Here is a 20,142-nt window from a genome sequence, read left to right as displayed (position 1 = left end):
TATCAGAGGAAACGGCTCACAAGGTGATGAGAGCATTTGGTCGATCATTGGCGCTCGCGGTGACGCTGGCGCTGACACTAGCCGGGCCCGGCCGCGCCGCGGATACCATCCGCCTTGCGGTGCAGAAGACCGGAACATTCTCCTGGGAGCTGGCCGCGATCCGCGCCGGCGGCCTCGACAAGGAGGCCGACCTGTCGCTCGACGTCAGCGAGCTTGCGAGCCCCGAGGCCGGCAAGATCGCGCTGCGCGCCGGCAATGCCGACATCATCCTGTCCGACTGGTTGTGGGTGTCGCGCGAGCGCACGCTCGGCGCCAAGCTCACCTTCTATCCCTATTCCAGCGCGCTCGGCGCGGTGATGGTGCCGGCCTCCTCGCCGATCAAGTCGCTGGCCGATTTGAAGGGCCGCAAGCTCGCCGTCGGCGGTGGTCCCATCGACAAGAGCTGGCTGCTGCTCCAGGCGCGCATGAAGCAGGACCGCATCGACCTGAAGTCGGAGGCGACCATTGTCTATGGTGCTCCGCCGCTGATAACCGCCAAGGCGCTCGACGGCGAGATGGATGCGAGCCTCAACTTCTGGAATTTCTGCGCACAGCTTGAGGCCAAGGGTTTTAGACGCCTCGCCGGCATCGAGGACATCCTGCCGAAACTCGGCGCCAAGGGCGCGGTCTCCGCAGTTGGCTATGTCTTCGACGAAAGCTGGGCGGCAAGTCATCGCGAGGCCGTGGCGCGCTTCATCGCGATGACTCGCAAGGCCAAGCAGCTGCTGGTGACCTCGGATGCCGCCTGGGACAAGATCGCGCCGCTCACCGGCACGAGCGATGCCACACTGCTCAAGACCTATCGCGAGCGATATCGCGACGGCATTCCGCGCCGGAGCATCGATGACGAAGAAACGGACGCGCGCGTGCTCTACCGCGTGCTGGCCGAAACCGGCGGCCGCGACCTCGTGGGCTCTGCCGCCGAGCTCGATCCCGGCACGTTCTATCACGCAGTTCCCGGAGACTGAGGTGCTGCGTCTTCTGTCGTTTGCCCTGTTCCTCGCGATCTGGTGGATTGCCGCGCTGTTCGTCGGCGCCACAAAGCTGCCGTCCCCGCCCGCCGTGCTCGACGTCGTCATCGCGGAAGCATCGAGCGGCGCGCTGTTCCTGCATCTCGGCGCTACGCTTGCCCGCGTAAGCCTCGCTTTCGTGCTGGCGATGTCGCTCGGTAGCGCCATCGGCTATCTGATGGGACGGGTGAAGCTCGCCGACCGGCTCGGCGATCCCTGGCTGATCCTGCTCCTGAACCTCCCAGCGTTGGTCGTGATCGTGCTGGCCTATATCTGGGCCGGGCTCACTGAAGCCGCAGCGGTCGCGGCGATCGCCATCAACAAGCTGCCGACCGCCATCGTCACCCTGCGCGAGGGCACGCGCGCGCTCGACCGCTCGCTGGACGAGATGGCGAGCGTGTTCGCGATGCCGCGCTGGCGCGCCTTCCGCCATGTCGTGCTGCCGCAGCTGGCGCCCTATATTGCAGCCTCAGCCCGCTCCGGATTGTCGCTGGTGTGGAAGATCGTGCTGGTCGCCGAACTCCTGGGCCGGCCAAACGGCGTCGGCTTCGAGATCGGCGTTGCTTTCCAGCTGTTCGACACGCCGCGGCTGCTGGCCTATTCGCTGACCTTCGCCGCCGTCGTGCTCGTGATCGAGACCGCGCTGGTGCAACCGTTCGAAGCCCGCGCAACACGGTGGCGACCCCGTGCGGCTTGAGGTCGATATCACAGGCAAGAGGTTCAGGAGTGCCGCGGGCGGAACGCAGGAGGTGCTCGCTCCGGTCAGCTTCGCGCTTCAATCCGGCGAGGTCGGCGTGCTGATCGGTCCGTCCGGCTGCGGCAAGAGCACGATGCTTCGCATCATCCTCGGGCTCGACCGCGATTTCGAGGGGCGCGTCTCGCGACCGCCGGAGGCGCGGATCGGGATGGTTTTCCAGGAGCCGCGATTGCTGCCATGGCGCTCGGTCGAGCAGAATGTGCGGCTTGCGGCCCCCGATGTCACTGATGCCAAGCTCGCCGAGCTGTTCAGGATCTTGGAGCTGGACGCGCATCGCAGCCACTTTCCGGGCGAATTGTCATTGGGCCTCGCCCGGCGCGTCGCGCTCGCCCGCGCCTTTGCCGTCGAGCCCGATCTGCTCGTGCTCGACGAGCCGCTCGCCTCGCTCGACGACGCACTCGCCGGCCGTTTGCGTGACGAGATCGCAACGCTGGTGGCGCGCCGTCCGGTGATGACGCTGCTCGTCACCCACAGCCTGGATGACGCGATCCGGCTCGGCGACCGCCTGTTCTTGCTGTCGCCGCGACCGGCGCGCATCGTGCGGGAGGTGCCGATTGCCATCCCGCGCGCGGGGCGCAGCGAGGCCGAGCTCGGCAGGATCAGGGCCGAGCTCGCGGCGTTGCAGCTTGAATCGAAATGAGAACTCATGGTCAATTGGACCAACGACATCCTCGCGGGAGGTTCACCATGCGGCGTACGCTGATTGCGATCGGCATCCTGTTGGTTGCGATGCCGGGCGCGGCGCTCGCGCAGGCCAAGGGCAAGGGTATCCGGCTCTGGAATCTGACGACGGAAACGATCTCCGGCTTCCAGCTCTCGCCGGCCGGAAAGACCGAGTGGGGGCCGAACCAGTGCCTGAACGACAAGGACAAGGAGGTCGACCACGACGAGCGGCTGCGCATCACCGGCGTCGAGCCCGGCCGTTACGACGCCAGGGTCAGCTATCCCAATGCACGGCAGTGCATCGTGCGCGACATCGAGATCAAGGCGGATGCGGTGTTCTCGATCGCCGACAAGGATCTGAAGGATTGCACGAAGTAACGCCGGCGGCTCACGCCTTGTCGTTCGGGTGCGGATATTCGCAGCGCCACCGCACAGCCTGCCACTTCGGATGGTCACCAACCCATTGCGCGATATAGGGCGGCGCGGCCATCGCGCATTGCGTCGGCGACCCCGCATAGTTGAACACCAGATGCTGCTCCTCGCAGGTCGCAGGCGAGAGCACCGCACACACAGTCACCACCAGGTCGATCGGGTTCATGCCGGGATCCTCGCAGAGGCGATGAAGATTAGCACAAAAGGTTACGCTCCGAGCAGCGGGAAGTTTCAATCCGGCCGCGAGAAATAAAACGGGAATTGCCCCGTCGCCTCTCCCCGCAACCGGGGCGCGAGCGTCAGAAATTGACCCCAAACACCAGCCTCGCCTGGTGGCGCTCGAAATTGACGAGGTCAAGATTGCCGCCCGACCCGGCCGGACGGCCCCAGGCCTGCATGCTCCAGCTCATGGTCAGGCGCGAGCGCTCGGAAATCTGGAAATAAGCGGTCGGACCGACGAAGAGGGCCTGGCCTGCGAACTCGCCGAGGCCGATGCCTTCGTACTGGCGGAAGTAGCGCACCTCGCCGCCGAGCAGCACGTCGGGCCGCACGCGCACGAGGCCGGCGAAGGCCGCGCCGATGGTTGAGCTCTTTTCGGACAGTCCCGCCATCTCGAAGCGCGCCCATTCGGGCTGATAGATCAGGTTGAGCGCCCCGATGGCGAAGTTCGGGATCAGCTCGCGGTCGAAGGCGAGCGTGAAATCGGTACCGTACATCCGCCCTTTCGCGCCCGAGGTCTCGTCGATGCGGTCGCCATGGAGTTCGGCGGCGACAGTCAACCCGAATGGCGCGAGCTCGCGATCGAGCAGGCGATAGCGCAGGTCGAGCGAAGCGCCCTGAAAATTGAACTGGCGGCGGTCGCCGATATCGGGGACGCCGGTGATGTCGTGCAGCGTGGCGGTGCCGCCGACCTCGATCCGGAAGTTCGGCAGCGGCACGATCTCGATCTCGACCTCCTGCGACAGCGCGCGATAGGTCCCGCCGCCTTTGCCGAATCGTCCTGTCGTCTGGGTCTGGAATTCGCGCTCGCCGGGGTTGCCGACATCGGTGCCGATCATGAAACCGAAGATGTGCTCGGTATCAAAGCCGTCTTCGGCGCTGACGCATGCCGGCGCGAGCGCGACGGTACAGGCGACTATGGTCCAGAATGTATGGGCTCTCGCGCGCATCCCGGACACTACCACGGCTTCGACGGTGGTTGCCATCGAAGCCGCGGCAGGTCGTCAGTCTTACTTGTGGTCTTACTTGCGCAAGGCGCAGGCGTACATGTTGATTTCCATGCCGACCGGCACTTCCACGATCTTCGGAGCTTTCCAGGCCATTCGGGGACTCCCAAGGGATTGAGCGCGACATCGCGCCAGCCAAAACCTAGGGCTGCGTCAGTCACAGCGCAAGTCTGGAATCGCGCCGTCGACACAGCGAACTGCCGCATCGCGCTTGCAAATTTCTCTCTCGGGCAACTCGCCTTCGCTCCCAGTCAAGCGCGCTGTTCTCACCGCAACAAGCGCAGCAGCGCACGGCCGGCGCGCGAGTTCAGCTCCTTCCCATCCAGCGTTCCATCCTTGTCGGGATTCGCTGCGTTGAAGCGCTGCTCCACCACCGAGAGATATTCGTCGAGCGTGAGAGTCCCGTCGCGATCGGGATCGGCGGCGGCGAGTTCTTTTGCCGTTAACCGTCCGCGCAACTCGCGGGCGTCGAGCGTGCCGTCGTGATCGGGATCGAGCTTGGCGAACAACGCGGCCGCCGCTTTCTTCACCTCGGCAAGATCGAGCGTGCCGTCATTGTCGGTATCGAACGTCTTGACCGCGTTGCCGAAGGCCGACCATGCCGGACCGGACAGCAGCGCAATTGTGAGCGCAAGTGCAACAGAGCGACGAGACATCATGAAAACCTCCCTCACCAAGGGCTCCGATGCGAGCCGGATCGAGACGACATAAGTCCACAAGTGAGCCTCGGTTCAAGCCCCGAATTGCAGCCTGCGCTCGGCACAACTTGCGGAACCCGTCGCCCCAACCGCTGCCGTCGCGCACGCGCTCTGCTCCATGCCGCGGAATTTCTTCAGCGCCTGCGCACAAGTGAGCATGGCTTGTCAGGTCTCCGTCAGGTGACGACATCCGGTCGCCCACCATATCGGCGTCGCAGATACGACTTTCGTATTGACGCGTTTTGCATTCGGGCGGAGTGTTGCTGTCGCAGCGTCAATAGGCGCGCATATTGGGAGGAACGGATGAAACGCTTTGCGATGGCCGCGGGCCTCGTCATGCTTGCATCGTCTTGTGCAAATGCACAAACCAGCGAGCAGCTGGTCAAAGGTGCGACCGATACATCGAACGTTCTCAACTACGGGATGGGCTACAATCTCCAGCGTTTCTCGACGCTGAACCAGATCAACAAGGACAGCGTCAAGAACCTTGTCCCGGTTTGGAACTACTCTTTCAACGACGATCGCAGCGAGGAATCGCAGCCGCTGGTGTACCAGGGCGTGATCTACGTGACGTCGCACAACGCGACCATGGCGGTCGACGCCAAGACCGGCAAGCAGATCTGGAAGTCCAAGGTCGAGTATCCTGCCGAAACGCCACGCATCGTCTGCTGCGGCATCATCAATCGCGGCGCCGCGCTCTATGAGGGCAAGGTGTTCCGCACCACGCTCGACGCCAACGTGATCGCGCTCGACGCCAAGGACGGCAAGGAGCTGTGGCGGCAGAAGGCGGCCGATATCAAGGAGGGATATTCGATGACGGTGGCGCCGCTGGTCGCCGACGGCATCGTGATCACCGGCATCTCCGGCGCCGAATTCGGCACCCGCGGCTTCATCGACGGCTGGGATCCGGCAACGGGCAAGCATCTGTGGCGCACCCATTCGATCCCCTCCCCCGACGAGCCCGGCGGCGACACCTGGAAGGGCGATACCTGGAAGCTTGGCGGTGGCTCAACCTGGATTACGGGCTCCTATGATCCCGAGCTGAACACGGTCTATTGGGGCATCGGCAATCCCGGCCCGTTCAATTCCGCAGTGCGCCCGGGCGACAACCTCTACACCTGCTCCGTGCTCGCAATGGATCCCAAGACCGGCAAGATCAAGTGGCACTACCAGTTCTCGCCCAACAATCCGTTCGACTATGACAGCGTGGCCGAGATGGTCCTCGCCGACATGAATGTCGAGGGCAAGCCGACCAAGGTGTTGATGGACGCCAACCGCAACGGCTTCTTCTACGTGCTCGACCGCACCAACGGAAAGCTGCTCGCGGCCAATCCTTACGTAAAGGTCAACTGGGCGACCGGAATCGACATGAAGACCGGACGTCCCATCGAGACCGACGTCTCGAAGGACGCGCGTGAGGGCAAGAAGGTGACAGTCTATCCGTCTATTCTCGGCGGCAAGAACTGGGAGCCGATGTCGTTCAATCCGCAGACCGGCCTCGCCTACGCCAACACGCTCGCCTTCGGTGGCAGGTACAAGACCGAACCCGCCACCTTCAAGCAGGGTGAATGGTATCTCGGCATGGACCTCACCGATCTCTGGGAATGGGGTGACGGCCCGCGCGGTCATCTGAAGGCGATCGATCCCATGACCGGCAAGGCGAAGTGGGAAGCACCAAGCGACATCCCGCGCTTCTCCGGCGTGCTGTCGACCGCGGGCGGCGTCGTGTTCTCGGGCGCGCTGACCGGCGAGTTCGAGGCCTTCGATGCCGACACCGGCAAGAAGCTCTGGCAGTTCCAGACCGGCTCGGGCATCGAGGGACAACCGGTGACCTGGCAGCAGGACGGCGTGCAGTATGTCGCGGTGACGAGCGGCTATGGCGGCGTCTACTCGCTGTTCTCCGGCGACGAACGGCTGGCCAAAGTGCCGCCCGGCGGCTCGCTTTGGGTTTTTGCGGTCAAGCAATAACCACGGCACGATGCTGAGAATGCTATCCCACAAGACGGTGGCGATCCTCGCCACCGTCGCGGTGCTGACGGTCGCGCTTGCGGCGACCGTTCGTGCCGCGGATGACTCAACCGGCAATCCCGTGCAGGCGCAGATCGACCACGGCAAGTCGACCTATGCCGAGAAATGCTCGCACTGCCACGGTCCCAACATGATGAATCCCGGCACCATCACGCCGGACTTGCGCGCCTTCCCCGACGACAAGACGCGCTTCGTCACCACCGTGAAGAACGGCAAGAACAACAAGATGCCGCCATGGGCCGATATTCTCAGCGACGAGGAGATCGGGAATCTCTGGGCCTTCATCTCGAGCCGGAGAAAACCATGAGGCGCTGGCTGGTCGCTTGGAGCATTGCCGCGATCCTCGCGGCGGCGGCCACGGCTGCACGCGCGGCCGACGATCCGCTCAAGATTTGTCTCGACGAGGACCGGCCACCGCTCTCGGTGCATCACAAGGGCAAGCCGGATTCGGGGTTCGACGTGCTGCTGGCGCAGGCGCTCGCCGACCGGCTCGGACGGCCGCTGACGATCCAGTGGTTCGAGAGCAAGCTGGATGAGGATTCGAGCCCGCAACTCGAGGCCAATGCGCTGCTGTCCGACAGGCGCTGCTCGCTCGTCGGCGGCTACGCTCTGACGACGGACTCCCTGGTCAAGCCCGGCATGAAAACGGCGCGCCTGCCGGATTTTGCCGGCGCCACGCGCGACGACCGGCGCCGCCGCGTCGCGCTCGGCGTGCTCGCGCCGAGCCAGCCCTATGTCTACTCGCCGATGACGGTCGTGCTCGGACCGAAGGCGCGGGGTCGCAAGATCGGCGATATCGGCGACCTCGCCGGTCTGCGCCTCGTCATCGAGAGCGGCTCGCTCGGCGATGCGATCCTCATGACCTTCAACAAGGGGCGCCTGATCGATGACATCACGCATCTCGTCCCCGGCCGCGATGATCTCCTCGGCGCACTTGCCCGTGGCGACTATGACGCAACGCTGATCGACCTCGGCCGCCTCGACGCCCGTCGCGCCGCGCACCCCGATACGGCGATTACCGCGTCCGGCTACTACTATCCGATCGGGGCCAATCGCGGCTATGTCGGGCTGGCCAGCGATCCCGCGCTGATCGACGCCGTCAACAAGGCGCTGACCGGGCTTGCTGCCGAGGGTAAGATCGCCGAATTCGGAATACAGGCGGGGCTGACCTATCTGCCGCCGCGGGAGCCTGCGGTCCTCGGTGACGTCTGGATGAAGATCATTCAGCGTTGACGCTCTCGCTTCCCGCTGTGTCCAGTCTCGAGACTTAAATCTTCGCCCGCAACTGCATCAACATCGTCATTGCGAGCGTAGCGAAGCAATCCAGAGTCCCTCCAGAGAAAGACTGGATTGCTTCGCTACGCTCGCAATGACGGAGTGTGGAGCGGCGACGGCGCATCTCTTGAATCAACCTGACGGCATCCACTCGCTTAGTGGCGCCCCGCACCGTATGATGTCTGCGTTCTCATTCGCCCTTTCGGTGCCCCGTGAATTCCCCGACCACTACTGCCAACCTGCGCGACCTCCTCGCCCGGGAAATCAAGACCGGCGAGCTGGTGCGGGCGTTGGTCGTCGTCGGCCCGGTGATCGCCGCGTATTTCGTCGCGCGCGAGACGGCGCTGCTGAATCTTGGTTTGGTCGCGGTCTCGTTGCTCATTCCTGCGCTCAGGTTGCACCTGCCGCCGAAAGTCGTCGCGTGGCATTATCTCGCCATCCTCCTCACCTTTGCCGCGCTGTTCCTGGCGAGCCCGATCAAGCCGCTATTCGCAGTGCTGACGGCGCTCGCCGGATTCCTTGCGGTCGCGGTGACACGCCATGGCGAACATTTCCGCACGCTCGGGAATTGGGTGTTCATCCCCGCCGTGTATCTTGCCTGCGAGGTGCTGGAGGGCGTGAGCGCCTCGGAAGCCCTGCGCCATGCCGGCATGATCATCGTGTCCTCCCCGATCGCGCTGGCTCTGGTCTGCGCTATCCAGATTTACGATCAGCGACGGTGCGGCGATGCCGCGACCTCGTTCGGAGCGCCCCGGCCGAGTGGTTTGTGCCCGCGGCGGCAACCGCCCTTGCGGTGTTCGCTGCGGCGGTGCTGGTCGAGATCCTCGGTCTCGCGCAGGGCCAATGGGTGATGTGGTCGGCCGCAAGCGTCGTGGTCGGCGATCTCGCCGCTTCTACCGGCAAGCTGAAGCAGCGGGCGATCGGCGCCGTCGTCGGCGTGCCGCTCGGCTTCCTTGCCGGCATAGTGCTGCCGCAAAGCCGGATCGGCTATGCGCTCGCGGTTCTCGCGGCCACCCTCACGCTGATCTCGTTCTCCCGCTACATCATCGGCTTCGGCCTGCGCTGCTTCTTCATCGCGCTGGCCGCCTCTTTCGCTGGGAGCGCCAGCGGCATCGCGGAGGAGCGCATCCTCAACGTGCTGATCGGCGGCACCTTCGGCTTGCTTGCGGTAGCCCTGACCGAAATCGTCTGGCTGCGTGTCATGCGAAAGGTGCGATCGTCCGGATGACGCCCGAATAGGCACAATGCGGCCCTTCGAATGCGCCAATCTGTCTCGCCTGCCACCCATGGCAGAGGCGACCCGATGCAGTACCGTCGGCGGCAATCCGGGAGAGAATCATGTCCGCAACGCTCGATCGCCGCAACTTCATCGCCGCCGGCACCGCGACGCTCGCGATGCCTTTCGTCTCGCGCGGCGCCTCGGCGCAGGCTGCGTGGCCATCGCGGCAGATCCGCATGATTTGCAGCTATCCCGCCGGCGGACAGACCGACCTGCTCGCGCGCGCCTATGGCGAATTCATTGCCAAGCAGGTCGGAAAGACCGTCGTCGTCGAGAACAAGCCCGGTGCCGCCGGCGCGATCGGGACGGCGGAGGTTGCCCGCTCGGAGCCCGACGGCCACACCATCCTGTGCTCGATCTCGACCACCTACATCATGAACCGGGTGGTGATGAAGGCTCCGGGCTACGACATGGACAAGGATTTGACGCTCGTCAGCGTCATTCCGGGCGCCGGCTTGTTGCTGGTGGCGAACCCGAAAACCGGCGTCAACACGCTGGAGGATTTCGTCGCCTTTGCGCGCAAGAGCGGCAAGGTCAACTTCGGCACCTATAGCGCGGGCTCGGCCCCGCATATGACGGTCCATGAGCTCAACAAACAGTACGGCCTTGCCATCGAGCCGATCCACTATCGCGGCGAAGCCCCGATGTGGACGGGCATGTTGGAGGGTACGCTCGATGTGGCCATGGGCAGCTACACCGCAGCGCAATCGGTTTTGCAGAGTGATCGCGGCACCGTGTTCGCGGTGCATTCGAAGAAGGTCGACGCCATCCCTGATATCAAGACCCTGCCCGAGCAGGGCGCGACGTCGAAATTCTTCACCGTCAGCGGCTTCTCCGGTTGGGCCGTGCCGAAAGCGACACCGCAGCCGGTCGTCGACCGCCTGGCGGAGCTTTGCGTCGCTGCCAACAGCGATCCGAAGGTGAAGGAAGTGCTCACCACGTTCGTGCTCGAACCCGCGATCGGCTTCAAGGAAACCAACGCGCTGTATCAGCGCGAACTGCCGATCTGGATCGAGAGCGCACGGTCGCTCGGCCTCGAGCCCTCCTGAACCGCGAGCAAGACGCCCTTCGCGGCGCAGCATCCGACCAAAGCCTAGTGCCGGAAACGCATTTTCCCGCTATGATTGTGCGACGCTGGCGGGAAGGTTTGACCGGCGCGGAGAAGAAAGGCCGATCCCATGACACCGGATGGCGTTGCCGTAGCCGTCATGATCATCCTGCTCTTTCCGATGGGCTATTTCACGCTGGCGTCTCCGGCCTTCCTGCTGGTGAAGCTGGATATCCAGCCCGTCGCCCAGCTTTTGCGCGGAATGTTCAATGCGCATTTTCTGGTGATGCGCATTGCCGGACTGATTGGGACGGTCGCTTTCCTGCTCGACGGTCGTTTGGTCGCCGCGATGGGCGTTGGCCTCCTTGCAGCCTTGGCGATCTACGGACGCCGCGGGTTCATGCAACGGATGGACGAACAGCTCAGCGCGAGGGACGCCGGCGATGCCGAGGCCCCGCGCCGGCTACGCCGACTGCATTGGAGTGGAATGCTGGGCAACGCGGTGTTGCTCGTCGCTCTCCTGACCAGCATTCCCTACATCGCCATATCGGCGTGAGAGACAGCGCGGGCGCGTGACGGTCAACCGTCGTCGTCGACGCCGAACCTGGCGTTCGCCTAATGCTCGTCCGCCGCAACGGCGCCCTGCTGCGCCTTGTGGATCGAGGACGGCACCACGCCGAAATATTTCCGGAACACCCGGCTGAAATGCGATGAGCTGGAGAAGCCCCAGGAGAACGCGACGTCAGTGATGGTCTTGCCGGCGTGGGCCTCGAGCTCCTGGCGGCAATTCTGAAGACGCGCCTGCCAGATGTAGTCGCTCACCGTTGTGCCGCGCTCCGAGAACAGCATGTGCAGATAGCGCTTGGAGCAACCGAGCTCGTTGGATATCTGGTCGATGCACAGATCCGGATCGCGCAAATGTTCGCGGATGAAGAACTGCGCGCGCACATAGGTCGCTTCGGGCCCGACGCGATCGAGCATCGTGTCCGCCTCGCGCAGCGGCAGCAGCAAGAGGTCGATCAGCGAATCGGCGACGCCGACTGCACTGTTCGCCGACAGCTTGGCCGCCTCGTCGAAGGTCGCATGCACGAAATCGTGGGCGATCCGCCCCGTCCCCGTGCGTGAGGTCAATTTGCAGGCGGGCATCCGCTGCGACGGGAATCCGCGGTCGCGCAGCAGCGCCTTCGGCACGATCACCACGTCGTGGCGCGTGAAAGCCGGGCTGATGATCGAATGCGGACAGGAGACGTCATAGGCGATGATGTCGCCGGGGTTCAGCTCGATGTGGCGGCCTTCCTGCTCGAAATAGGACACGCCGTAAGTCTGGAAATGGATCTTGATATACGGGTGTTCATTGGCCTTGGCGCGCGCCAGCGTGTGCGCGATGCGATGCTGGCTGACCTCGATCTGGCAGAGCTTCAGGCGCGAGACGCTGGTGTAGTCGATGCGGCCTTCGAGCGAAGACGCTTCCAGCGGATCGACGTCGAAATGCCCACACAGGCTCGTCAGCCCGTCGATCCAGCTCTGGATCTGCCGCTTCGGCGTCATTCCCGTCGTCGAGAGCGTGTGAATTGTGTCGGACATTAATCCAGCCACTGGTTTGATCCGGAGATTTTGACGCGAATCGCGAGCCGCGCTGCCGGAGCCCTGAACCGTGATTGCGTGACGTTTACCTCGATTTTGAGCGATCTTGTGGAACGAGCGCCATCGTTCCATTGCCACCCTTGAAAGTTAATCCTCCGCCTTAGTTGCTGCGCCGTCAAGGGGAACCTAAGCGTGGAAGGCGGTCCCAAAGCGCTGCGGAAGCCGCTGAATTCGCTACTGCAAAATCAAAATCTTCGCGGCCGTGCGCTGTCAAGCAAACCAGCTTCTCTCTTGGGCAAGTTTCCCGGTGGCGAAGTCGCTACGGATGCATCAGGAACAACAAAAACGGGCCGCTCCTGCACGTGGACCCGTAGCTCTCATCAGGAGGAGAAAGCACCACAGCATCGTTTCTGGTCCCAAACGTGACCGCCCTGCACGAGCAGACACCGGACGAGAAGCCCGGTGATTGAGCAATGCTTCGGAAAAATAAACGAGACAACGGAGGAATGACTATGCGCAAGGTACTACTGGCGACCTTTCTTGGGTCCGCGGCGGCTCTCGCCGTAGGCAGCGCGTCAGCCAATGACGAGCTGAACAAGATGGCGCAGAACCCGAAAGACTGGGTGATGCCGGCGGGCGATTATGCAAATACCCGCTATTCCAAGCTCAACCAGATCAATGCTCAAAACGTCGGCAAGCTCCAGGTCGCCTGGACCTTCTCGACCGGCGTGCTGCGCGGCCATGAAGGCGGCCCGCTGATCATCGGCAACATGATGTACGTCCACACGCCATTCCCGAACAAGGTCTACGCTATTGACCTTTCGAACGAGAACAAGATCGTCTGGAAGTACGAGCCGAAGCAGGATCCGAACGTCATCCCCGTGATGTGCTGCGACACAGTCAACCGCGGCGTATCTTACGGCGACGGCAAGATCTTCCTGCATCAGGCCGACACCACCCTGGTCGCGCTCGATGCCAAGACCGGTCAGGTTGCATGGACCGTCAAGAATGGCGATCCCGGCAAGGGCGAGACCGGCACCTCGGCGCCGCTCGTCGTCAAGGACAAGGTGCTGATCGGCATCTCCGGCGGCGAGTTCGGTGTTCAGGCCCATATGACCGCCTACGACATCAAGACCGGCAAGCTGGCTTGGCGCGGCTACTCTGAAGGGCCGGATGATCAGATCCTGGTCGACGCAGAGAAGACCACCGCACTCGGCAAGCCGGTCGGCAAGGACTCGAGCCTGAAGACCTGGCAAGGCGATCAGTGGAAGATCGGCGGCGGGGCCACCTGGGGCTGGATCTCCTACGACCCCGAGCTGAACCTCGTCTACTACGGATCGGGCAATCCCTCGACCTGGAATCCGAAGCAGCGTCCCGGCGACAACAAATGGTCGATGACGATCTGGGCTCGCAACCCTGACACCGGCCAGGCCAAATGGGTTTATCAGATGACGCCCCACGACGAGTGGGACTATGACGGCGTCAACGAGATGATCCTCTCGGACCAGGCCATCAACGGCCAGCCGCGCAAGCTGCTGACGCACTTCGATCGTAACGGCCTCGGCTACACGCTCGATCGTGCCACCGGTGAACTCCTGGTTGCCGAAAAGTACGATCCGAAGGTGAACTGGACCTCCGGCGTCGACATGGACAAGAACTCGCCGACCTACGGCCGCCCGAAGGTGCTCGACGCAGCTTCGACCGACAAGGCGGGCGAGGACCACAACGTGAAGGGCATCTGCCCGGCCGCGCTCGGCACCAAGGACGAGCAGCCGGCAGCCTACTCGCCGGACACGCAGCTGTTCTACGTTCCGACCAACCACGTCTGCATGGACTACGAACCGTTCAAGGTGAGCTACACCGCGGGCCAGCCCTATGTGGGTGCGACGCTCTCGATGTATCCGCCGCAGGGTGAAACCCACATGGGTAACTTCATCGCCTGGGACGGCAAGACCGGCAAGATCGTCTGGTCGAACAAGGAGCAGTTCTCGGTCTGGTCGGGTGCGCTCGCAACCGCGGGCAACGTGGTGTTCTACGGAACGCTCGAAGGCTACCTGAAGGCAGTCGACGCCAAGACCGGCAAGGAGCTCTACAAGTTCAAGACTCCCTCCGGCATCATCGGCAACGTCACCACCTATGAGAACGGCGGCAAGCAGTATGTCGCAGTGCTCTCCGGCGTGGGCGGCTGGGCCGGCATTGGTCTGGCGGCAGGTCTGACCGATCCGACCGCCGGTCTCGGCGCAGTCGGTGGCTACGCGGCGCTCAGCAACTACACGGCACTCGGCGGTACGCTGACCGTGTTCTCGCTGCCCAACTAGACCTCTCAGCATCGCTCCGGCGCGTGGATCAACTCCACGCGCCGGCTCGTCTCACCGAATGCCTTCCGAGGAAAATCTCTTGCGTAAAATCTGCTCTGCCATTGCTGCGATGTTCTTGGTCGCGTCCGGAGGAATTGCCGTCGCGGACGGCTCAGGTGACCCGACTGCCGTCAAGCAGAACGAAACCGGCGAATGGTCCGACAAGGAAGGCAACCCAACCTACAAGGTCACCGACGGATCCGTCGACTGGTACACCTATTCCGGATACCGCCGCTATCACTCGGACTGCCATGTGTGTCACGGCCCGGATGGCATGGGCTCGACCTACGCCCCGGCGCTGAAGGATTCGCTGAAGACGATGAGCTACGCCGATTTTCTCGGCGTCGTCGCCTCCGGCCGCAAGAACATCTCGACTGCCGCAGACAACGTGATGCCGGCCTTCGGCGATAACCCGAACGTCGCCTGCTACATGGACGATCTCTACGTCTATTTGCGTGCCCGGTCTAACGAGGCCTGGGGCCGCACAAGACCCGGCAAGCACGAGGACAAGAACGAGGCCTATACCAAGAACGAAGATTCGTGCATGGGCAAGAAGTGAACGTGCGGAGCCCGACCAGGACCTGGTTCTTGGCGCCCTGCTGGAATTTGAGGAGTTTACGATGAAGACACGTGCCGCCGTCGCTTTCGAAGCCAAGAAGCCGCTCGAGATCGTCGAAGTCGATCTGGAAGGACCGAAGGTTGGCGAAGTCCTGGTCGAGATCAAGGCGACGGGCATCTGCCATACCGACGCCTACACGCTCGACGGCTTCGACAGCGAGGGAATCTTCCCGTCGATCCTGGGCCATGAGGGCGCGGGCATCATCCGCGAGATCGGTCCTGGCGTGACCTCGGTGAAGCCGGGCGACCACGTCATCCCGCTCTACACGCCGGAATGCCGGCAATGCAAAAGCTGCCTCAGCCAGAAGACCAATCTCTGCACCGCGATCCGCGCGACGCAGGGCAAGGGCGTGATGCCCGACGGCACCAGCCGCTTCTCCTACAAGGGCAAGCCGATCTACCACTACATGGGCTGCTCGACCTTCTCGAACTTCACCGTGCTGCCGGAGATCGCGGTCGCCAAGATCCGCGAGGACGCGCCGTTCGACAAGAGCTGCTACATCGGCTGCGGCGTCACCACCGGCGTCGGCGCCGTCGTCAACACCGCCAAGGTCGAGCCGGGCTCCAACGTGGTCGTGTTCGGCCTCGGCGGCATCGGCCTGAACGTGATCCAGGGCGCCAAGATGGCTGGTGCGGACAAGATCATCGGCGTCGACATCAACGACTCCAAGGAAGAATGGGGACGTCGGTTCGGCATGACCGATTTCGTCAATCCCAAGAAGATCACCGGCGACATCGTCCCGCATCTCGTGACCCTGACGGACGGAGGCGCCGACTACACCTTCGACTGCACCGGCAACACCACAGTGATGCGCCAGGCGCTCGAAGCCTGCCATCGCGGCTGGGGCACCTCGATCATCATCGGCGTTGCCGAATCCGGCAAGGAGATCGCTACCCGCCCGTTCCAGCTCGTCACCGGGCGAAACTGGCGCGGCACCGCCTTCGGCGGCGCGCGGGGCCGCACCGACGTGCCGAAGATTGTCGACTGGTACATGAACGGAAAGATCCAGATCGACCCGATGATTACCCACACGCTCAAGCTCGAAGACATCAACAAAGGCTTCGACCTGATGCATGAGGGCAAATCGATCCGTTCAGTCGTCGTGTTCTAGCTCGAAAAGCGTCACCCCCAAGGAGGATCGTCCCATGACTGTTGCACTCCATCCCTCGATCGATAACGGCCTCAAACAGGGCAGCGGCAGCTTCGCCGGCGGCACGCTCGCCTGCAAATGCAGCGACCATCAGGTCAAGGTCGCCGTCAAGGGCGACGTCGCGCACAACCACGCCTGTGGCTGTACCAAGTGCTGGAAGCCGCAAGGCGCGAATTTCTCCGTCGTCGCCGTGGTACCGCGCCAGAACGTCACCGTGCTCGAGAACGGCGACAAGCTCCAGATCGTCGATCCATCGGCGGTGATCCAGCGCTACGCCTGCAAGGCCTGCGGCACGCACATGTACGGCCGCATCGAGAACAAGGGTCACCCGTTCTACGGCCTCGACTTCATCCACCCCGAACTGTTCCAGGAACAGGGTTCGCAGGCGCCGCAATTCGCCGCCTTCGTCTCGTCGGTGATCGAATCGGGCGTGAAGCCGGAGCAGATGGGCGGAATACGGGCTCGATTCAAGGAGCTTGGACTTGAGCCCTATGACTGCCTGTCGCCGGCGCTGATGGACGCGATCGCGACCCACGTGGCGAAGGCCAAAGCTGCCTGAGCAAGGCCGCCTAAGCAAAGGCCCCCTGACGTTTGCCGCGCCCCGCCCGCTCGCCGGTTCCACCACAGCCAGCGAGCGGACGGAGCCGGCCCCGGGGACAATCGCGGCGCTGCCGCCGCTTCTCGACTGCGCTTGTGCGGGAGCCGTCAGCTCCCTCAGTCCTGGTCTCTGAATGACTGCGCAGGGCCGCCGGCTTCCTGCTTGAAGTCCGCGGCGCCTGCGTTTCTCCCTCCCTCGACTGAGGCATCCTGCTTCGTCCGCACAGGTCTTCTGGCGGACGAAGCTTTTTTCATTGTGCCCGCATCGAGAGGCGCGCGGCGTGATGCGGCGCCCTGCTTTTGACAAACCTTCGTTGCAATCTTTTCCCATCGAGAACAGCTGACTCAAGAAACTTGGCTGTGAACGCCAGACTGAAGCGATCCCGCTACGATCGCGACGTGACGATGCCGCGCGAATTCAATAATCAAGAACACGACGGGAGGTATCGAACACATCCGGACATGACATTGGCATTCCTGATTCCTGCCGGGATCTGCCCGCGCGGGACGACCGCTGGAATGCGACGCCGCGCAGCGGGCACTGCACCGACCGGCATCTGGAAAATCTGAAATCAGCAAGCTTATGAAGAGCGAGGGACGATCATGATCAAGGTGAAGATCAATGGCCAGGAACAGAGCTGGGACGGCGACCCGGATCTCCCGCTACTCTGGTTCCTGCGCGACGAGGCCGGGCTGACCGGCACCAAGTTTGGCTGTGGCCAGGCCCTGTGCGGCGCCTGCACCGTCATCGTCGACAAGGAAGCCGTGCGCGCCTGCATCACGTCGATCAACGACGTCGCCGGCCGCGAGGTGACGACGATCGAAGGCCTGCATCCGAACGGCGATCACCCGGTGCAGAAGGCCTGGCGTCAGGTCAACGTTCCCCAATGCGGCTTCTGCCAGGCGGGCCAGATCATGCAGGCGGCTGCGCTGCTGATGGACAATCCAAAGCCGTCGCACGACCAGATCCGCGAAGCGATGTCCGGCAACATCTGCCGCTGCGGCTGCTACCAGCGCATCGAGAATGCGGTCCATCTCGCATCGACGGGAGTGTGACATGAATTTCATCGACAACCCGAAGAAGCTTCGTGGCTTCGAGAAGAACATCAAGGTCGAGAAGGTTTCGCGCCGCAGCATCCTGAAGGGGCTCGGCATCACCGGCGGCTTCGTGCTCGCGGCGCCCGTAATGTCGCGCCAGGCGTTCGCCTACGAGACCGGCGCCGGCAAGATGCCGCACGGCGTCGTGGTCGATCCGCGCGTGTTCGTCGCGGTCGCTCCCGATGGCACCGTCACCATCCTCGCCCACCGCGCCGAGATGGGCACGGGCGTGCGCACCAGCCTGCCGCTGATCGTGGCCGAGGAGATGGAAGCCGACTGGTCCAGGGTCAAGGTGGAACAGGCCCATGGCGACGAGGTCAAGTTCGGCAACCAGGACACCGACGGCTCGCGCAGCACGCGGCATTATTTGATGCCGATGCGCCAGATCGGTGCCTCCGCCCGCACCATGCTCGAGCAAGCCGCCGCGAAACGCTGGGGTGTGCCGGCCACCGAGGTCAAGGCCGTCAATCACGAAGTCGTCCACAGCGCGACGAGCCGCAAGCTCGGTTTCGGCGAACTCGCAGCCGACGCCGCCAAGGAATCGGTGCCGAGCATCGAAGGGCTCAAGCTGAAGGACCCCAAGGACTTCCGCTATCTCGGCAAGGGCCAGATCGGCATCGTCGATCTCCACGACATCACCACCGGCAAGGCGCGTTACGGTGCCGACGTGCGGTTGCCTGGAATGAAGTATGCCGTGATCGCTCGCCCGCCGGTAACAGGCGGCAAGCTGGTCAAGTTCGATCCGGACGCGGCGTTGAAGGTCCCCGGCGTCGAGAAGGTGATGCAGGTGCGCGGCTGGCCGTGGCCGTCGAAATTCCAACCGCTCGGCGGCGTTGCAGTGATCGCGCGCAACACCGGCGCGGCGATCAAGGGCCGCGACGCGCTGAAGCTGACCTGGGACGACGGCGCCAACGGCAAATACGACTCCGTCGCCTACCGCAAGGAGCTCGAGGAGGCCTCACGCAAGCCGGGCCTTGTCGTGCGCCAGGAAGGCGACGCCGAGGCTGCTCTGAAGGGCGCCGACAAGGTCGTCGTCGGCGAATATTATCTGCCGCATCTCGCCCATGTCAGCATGGAGCCGCCGGTGGCGGTCGCCGACGTCAAGGGCGACAAGGCGGAGATATGGGCGCCGGTGCAGAGCCCGGGCGGTACGCGCGAGGACGTCGCGAAGACGCTCGGCATTCCCGAGGGCAATGTCACCGTCAACGTCACGCTGCTCGGCGGCGGCTTCGGCCGCAAGTCGAAATGCGACTTTGCGCTCGAGGCCGCGCTGCTGTCGAAGGAGCTCGGCGTGCCTGTCAAGGTGCAGTGGACGCGCGAGGACGACGTCCGCCACGATTTCCTGCACACGGTCTCCGTGGAACGGATCGAGGCGGGGCTCGACAAGAGTGGCAAGGTGATCGCATGGCGCCATCGCAGCGTCGCCCCGACCATCGCTTCGACGTTCGCCGCGGGTGCCAAGAACGAGGCCCCCTTCGAACTCGGCATGGGCTTGGTCGATATGCCGTTCGAGATCGCCAACATCTCCTGCGAGAACCCGGAGGCCGCGGCGTTCACGCGCATCGGCTGGTTCCGCTCGGTCTCGAACATCCCGCGCGCCTTCGCGGTGCAGTCGATGGTGGGTGAGATCGCCCATGCGACCGGCCGCGACCAGAAGGAGACGCTGCTCGCGCTGATCGGCAGCCCGCGCATCGTCAAGCCTGCTGTGAAGGACATGTGGAACTACGGCGAGCCCTTGGACAGCTATCCGATCGACACCGCGCGCCTGCGCAAGGTGGTCGAGCTGGTCGCCGAGAAGGGCGAATGGGGCCGTCAGGTGCCGAAGGGCCATGGCCTCGGCATCGCCGTGCACCGCAGCTTCGTCAGCTATATCGCGACCATCGTCGAGGTGGCCGTCGACGACAAGGGCAAGCTGACGGTGCCGCGGGTGGACACGGCCATCGACTGCGGCACTTATGTCAACCCCGAGCGCATCGCCTCGCAAATCGAGGGTGCTGCAATCATGGGCCTGAGCCTCGCCAAATACGGCGAGATCACCTTCAAGGACGGCAAGGTGCAGCAGAAGAACTTCGACGACTTCCAGGTCCTCAGGATGGACGAATCTCCTGTGGTAACCAACGTCTACATCGTGCCGCCCGGACCCGACACGCCGCCGAGCGGCGTGGGCGAGCCCGGTGTCCCGCCATTCGCGCCGGCGCTGATGAACGCCATCTTCGCCGCGACCGGAAAACGCATCCGCAGCCTGCCGCTCGGCAAGCAATTGGAAGCATAAAGGCGGGAAC

23 protein-coding genes are annotated in these 20,142 nt (G+C 63.7%); 18 read left to right on the top strand and 5 right to left on the bottom strand.

From position 1 onward, the window contains the following. Positions 1-26 precede the first annotated feature (26 nt). The 4 genes from ABIC03_RS36955 to ABIC03_RS36940 are packed head-to-tail and all read left to right on the top strand — an operon-like array spanning position 27 to position 2,847. Positions 27-1,007, top strand: a complete 981-nt coding sequence (locus ABIC03_RS36955) for an ABC transporter substrate-binding protein (protein WP_354065658.1) — start codon at positions 27-29, stop codon at positions 1,005-1,007. A gap of 1 nt (position 1,008) precedes the next feature. Next, positions 1,009-1,746 (top strand): ABC transporter permease, encoded by a 738-nt coding sequence (locus tag ABIC03_RS36950; protein WP_275173206.1) that lies wholly within the window; start codon positions 1,009-1,011, stop codon positions 1,744-1,746. Then, on the top strand, positions 1,736-2,446 hold the full coding sequence (locus tag ABIC03_RS36945; RefSeq protein WP_354065569.1) for an ABC transporter ATP-binding protein: 711 nt from the start codon (positions 1,736-1,738) through the stop codon (positions 2,444-2,446). Before ABIC03_RS36950 ends, ABIC03_RS36945 begins: the two co-directional genes overlap by 11 nt. A 47-nt stretch (positions 2,447-2,493) precedes the next feature. Further along, positions 2,494-2,847, top strand: a complete 354-nt coding sequence (locus tag ABIC03_RS36940; RefSeq protein ID WP_085350566.1) for a hypothetical protein — start codon at positions 2,494-2,496, stop codon at positions 2,845-2,847. A 10-nt stretch (positions 2,848-2,857) separates the two neighbouring features. Here the strand turns inward: ABIC03_RS36940 and ABIC03_RS36935 are convergent, their stop codons facing one another. The 4 genes from ABIC03_RS36935 to lanM all read right to left on the bottom strand — a co-directional run bounded on the left by ABIC03_RS36935 (position 2,858) and on the right by lanM (position 4,786). After that, positions 2,858-3,067 (bottom strand): hypothetical protein, encoded by a 210-nt coding sequence (locus tag ABIC03_RS36935; protein ID WP_027566545.1) that lies wholly within the window; start codon positions 3,065-3,067, stop codon positions 2,858-2,860. Between the two features lie 133 nt (positions 3,068-3,200). After that, a complete protein-coding gene (locus ABIC03_RS36930; protein WP_354065566.1) occupies positions 3,201-4,106 on the bottom strand; it encodes a DUF6662 family protein in 906 nt (301 codons plus the stop codon). A gap of 36 nt (positions 4,107-4,142) precedes the next feature. Beyond that, positions 4,143-4,223 carry a pyrroloquinoline quinone precursor peptide PqqA gene (gene pqqA, locus ABIC03_RS36925; RefSeq protein WP_018460299.1) on the bottom strand — a complete coding sequence of 27 codons (81 nt, stop codon included), beginning with the start codon at positions 4,221-4,223 and terminating at the stop codon, positions 4,143-4,145. Between the two features lie 170 nt (positions 4,224-4,393). Next, the gene (gene lanM / locus ABIC03_RS36920) at positions 4,394-4,786 is read right to left on the bottom strand and encodes a lanmodulin LanM (RefSeq protein WP_354065564.1); all 393 of its coding nucleotides are present in this window, start codon (positions 4,784-4,786) and stop codon (positions 4,394-4,396) included. A gap of 342 nt (positions 4,787-5,128) precedes the next feature. Here lanM and ABIC03_RS36915 point away from each other — a divergent pair, with 342 nt between their 5' ends. The 7 genes from ABIC03_RS36915 (at position 5,129) to ABIC03_RS36885 (ending at position 11,011) form a co-directional block, all read left to right on the top strand. Next, on the top strand, positions 5,129-6,793 hold the full coding sequence (locus ABIC03_RS36915; RefSeq protein WP_354065562.1) for a methanol/ethanol family PQQ-dependent dehydrogenase: 1,665 nt from the start codon (positions 5,129-5,131) through the stop codon (positions 6,791-6,793). 10 nt (positions 6,794-6,803) lie between these two features. Continuing rightward, positions 6,804-7,160, top strand: a complete 357-nt coding sequence (locus tag ABIC03_RS36910) for a c-type cytochrome (protein WP_354065560.1) — start codon at positions 6,804-6,806, stop codon at positions 7,158-7,160. Beyond that, complete coding sequence (locus ABIC03_RS36905) at positions 7,157-8,086, top strand: substrate-binding periplasmic protein (RefSeq protein WP_354065558.1); 930 nt, start codon at positions 7,157-7,159, stop codon at positions 8,084-8,086. Before ABIC03_RS36910 ends, ABIC03_RS36905 begins: the two co-directional genes overlap by 4 nt. 332 nt (positions 8,087-8,418) lie before the next feature. Then, positions 8,419-8,979 carry a hypothetical protein gene (locus ABIC03_RS36900; RefSeq protein ID WP_354065556.1) on the top strand — a complete coding sequence of 187 codons (561 nt, stop codon included), beginning with the start codon at positions 8,419-8,421 and terminating at the stop codon, positions 8,977-8,979. After that, positions 8,937-9,356: an FUSC family protein gene (locus ABIC03_RS36895; protein ID WP_354065554.1), complete on the top strand. Its 420-nt coding sequence runs from the start codon at positions 8,937-8,939 to the stop codon at positions 9,354-9,356. The genes ABIC03_RS36900 and ABIC03_RS36895 overlap by 43 nt, the downstream gene beginning before the upstream one ends. Before the next feature lie 110 nt (positions 9,357-9,466). Continuing rightward, positions 9,467-10,456 (top strand): Bug family tripartite tricarboxylate transporter substrate binding protein, encoded by a 990-nt coding sequence (locus ABIC03_RS36890; protein WP_354065552.1) that lies wholly within the window; start codon positions 9,467-9,469, stop codon positions 10,454-10,456. 129 nt (positions 10,457-10,585) lie between these two features. Continuing rightward, a complete protein-coding gene (locus tag ABIC03_RS36885; RefSeq protein ID WP_354065550.1) occupies positions 10,586-11,011 on the top strand; it encodes a hypothetical protein in 426 nt (141 codons plus the stop codon). A gap of 59 nt (positions 11,012-11,070) precedes the next feature. Here ABIC03_RS36885 and ABIC03_RS36880 read toward each other — a convergent pair whose 3' ends face one another. Next, the gene (locus tag ABIC03_RS36880) at positions 11,071-12,039 is read right to left on the bottom strand and encodes a helix-turn-helix domain-containing protein (RefSeq protein WP_106946412.1); all 969 of its coding nucleotides are present in this window, start codon (positions 12,037-12,039) and stop codon (positions 11,071-11,073) included. 512 nt (positions 12,040-12,551) lie between these two features. Here ABIC03_RS36880 and xoxF5 point away from each other — a divergent pair. The 7 genes from xoxF5 to ABIC03_RS36845 all read left to right on the top strand — a co-directional run bounded on the left by xoxF5 (position 12,552) and on the right by ABIC03_RS36845 (position 20,132). Then, entirely contained in the window at positions 12,552-14,357 is a 1,806-nt protein-coding gene (gene xoxF5, locus ABIC03_RS36875; protein ID WP_275173221.1) for a lanthanide-dependent methanol dehydrogenase XoxF5, read from the top strand. A 109-nt stretch (positions 14,358-14,466) separates the two neighbouring features. Then, entirely contained in the window at positions 14,467-14,955 is a 489-nt protein-coding gene (locus ABIC03_RS36870; RefSeq protein WP_354065656.1) for a c-type cytochrome, methanol metabolism-related, read from the top strand. Positions 14,956-15,016: 61 nt separating this feature from the next. Then, positions 15,017-16,126, top strand: a complete 1,110-nt coding sequence (locus tag ABIC03_RS36865; RefSeq protein ID WP_027566533.1) for an S-(hydroxymethyl)glutathione dehydrogenase/class III alcohol dehydrogenase — start codon at positions 15,017-15,019, stop codon at positions 16,124-16,126. A 34-nt stretch (positions 16,127-16,160) separates the two neighbouring features. Continuing rightward, positions 16,161-16,724, top strand: a complete 564-nt coding sequence (gene gfa / locus ABIC03_RS36860; RefSeq protein ID WP_275173223.1) for an S-(hydroxymethyl)glutathione synthase — start codon at positions 16,161-16,163, stop codon at positions 16,722-16,724. Between the two features lie 398 nt (positions 16,725-17,122). Beyond that, a complete protein-coding gene (locus ABIC03_RS36855) occupies positions 17,123-17,332 on the top strand; it encodes a hypothetical protein (protein WP_354065544.1) in 210 nt (69 codons plus the stop codon). A gap of 33 nt (positions 17,333-17,365) precedes the next feature. Continuing rightward, positions 17,366-17,818, top strand: a complete 453-nt coding sequence (locus ABIC03_RS36850; protein WP_007612984.1) for a (2Fe-2S)-binding protein — start codon at positions 17,366-17,368, stop codon at positions 17,816-17,818. A gap of 1 nt (position 17,819) precedes the next feature. Continuing rightward, a complete protein-coding gene (locus tag ABIC03_RS36845) occupies positions 17,820-20,132 on the top strand; it encodes a xanthine dehydrogenase family protein molybdopterin-binding subunit (protein ID WP_354065542.1) in 2,313 nt (770 codons plus the stop codon). Positions 20,133-20,142 lie beyond the last annotated feature (10 nt).

This window comes from Bradyrhizobium sp. RT6a (assembly GCF_040547675.1).
Lineage (GTDB): Bacteria > Pseudomonadota > Alphaproteobacteria > Rhizobiales > Xanthobacteraceae > Bradyrhizobium.
The sequence above is the reverse complement of the archived record's forward strand: the minus strand, read 5'-3'. Positions and strand labels throughout refer to the sequence as shown.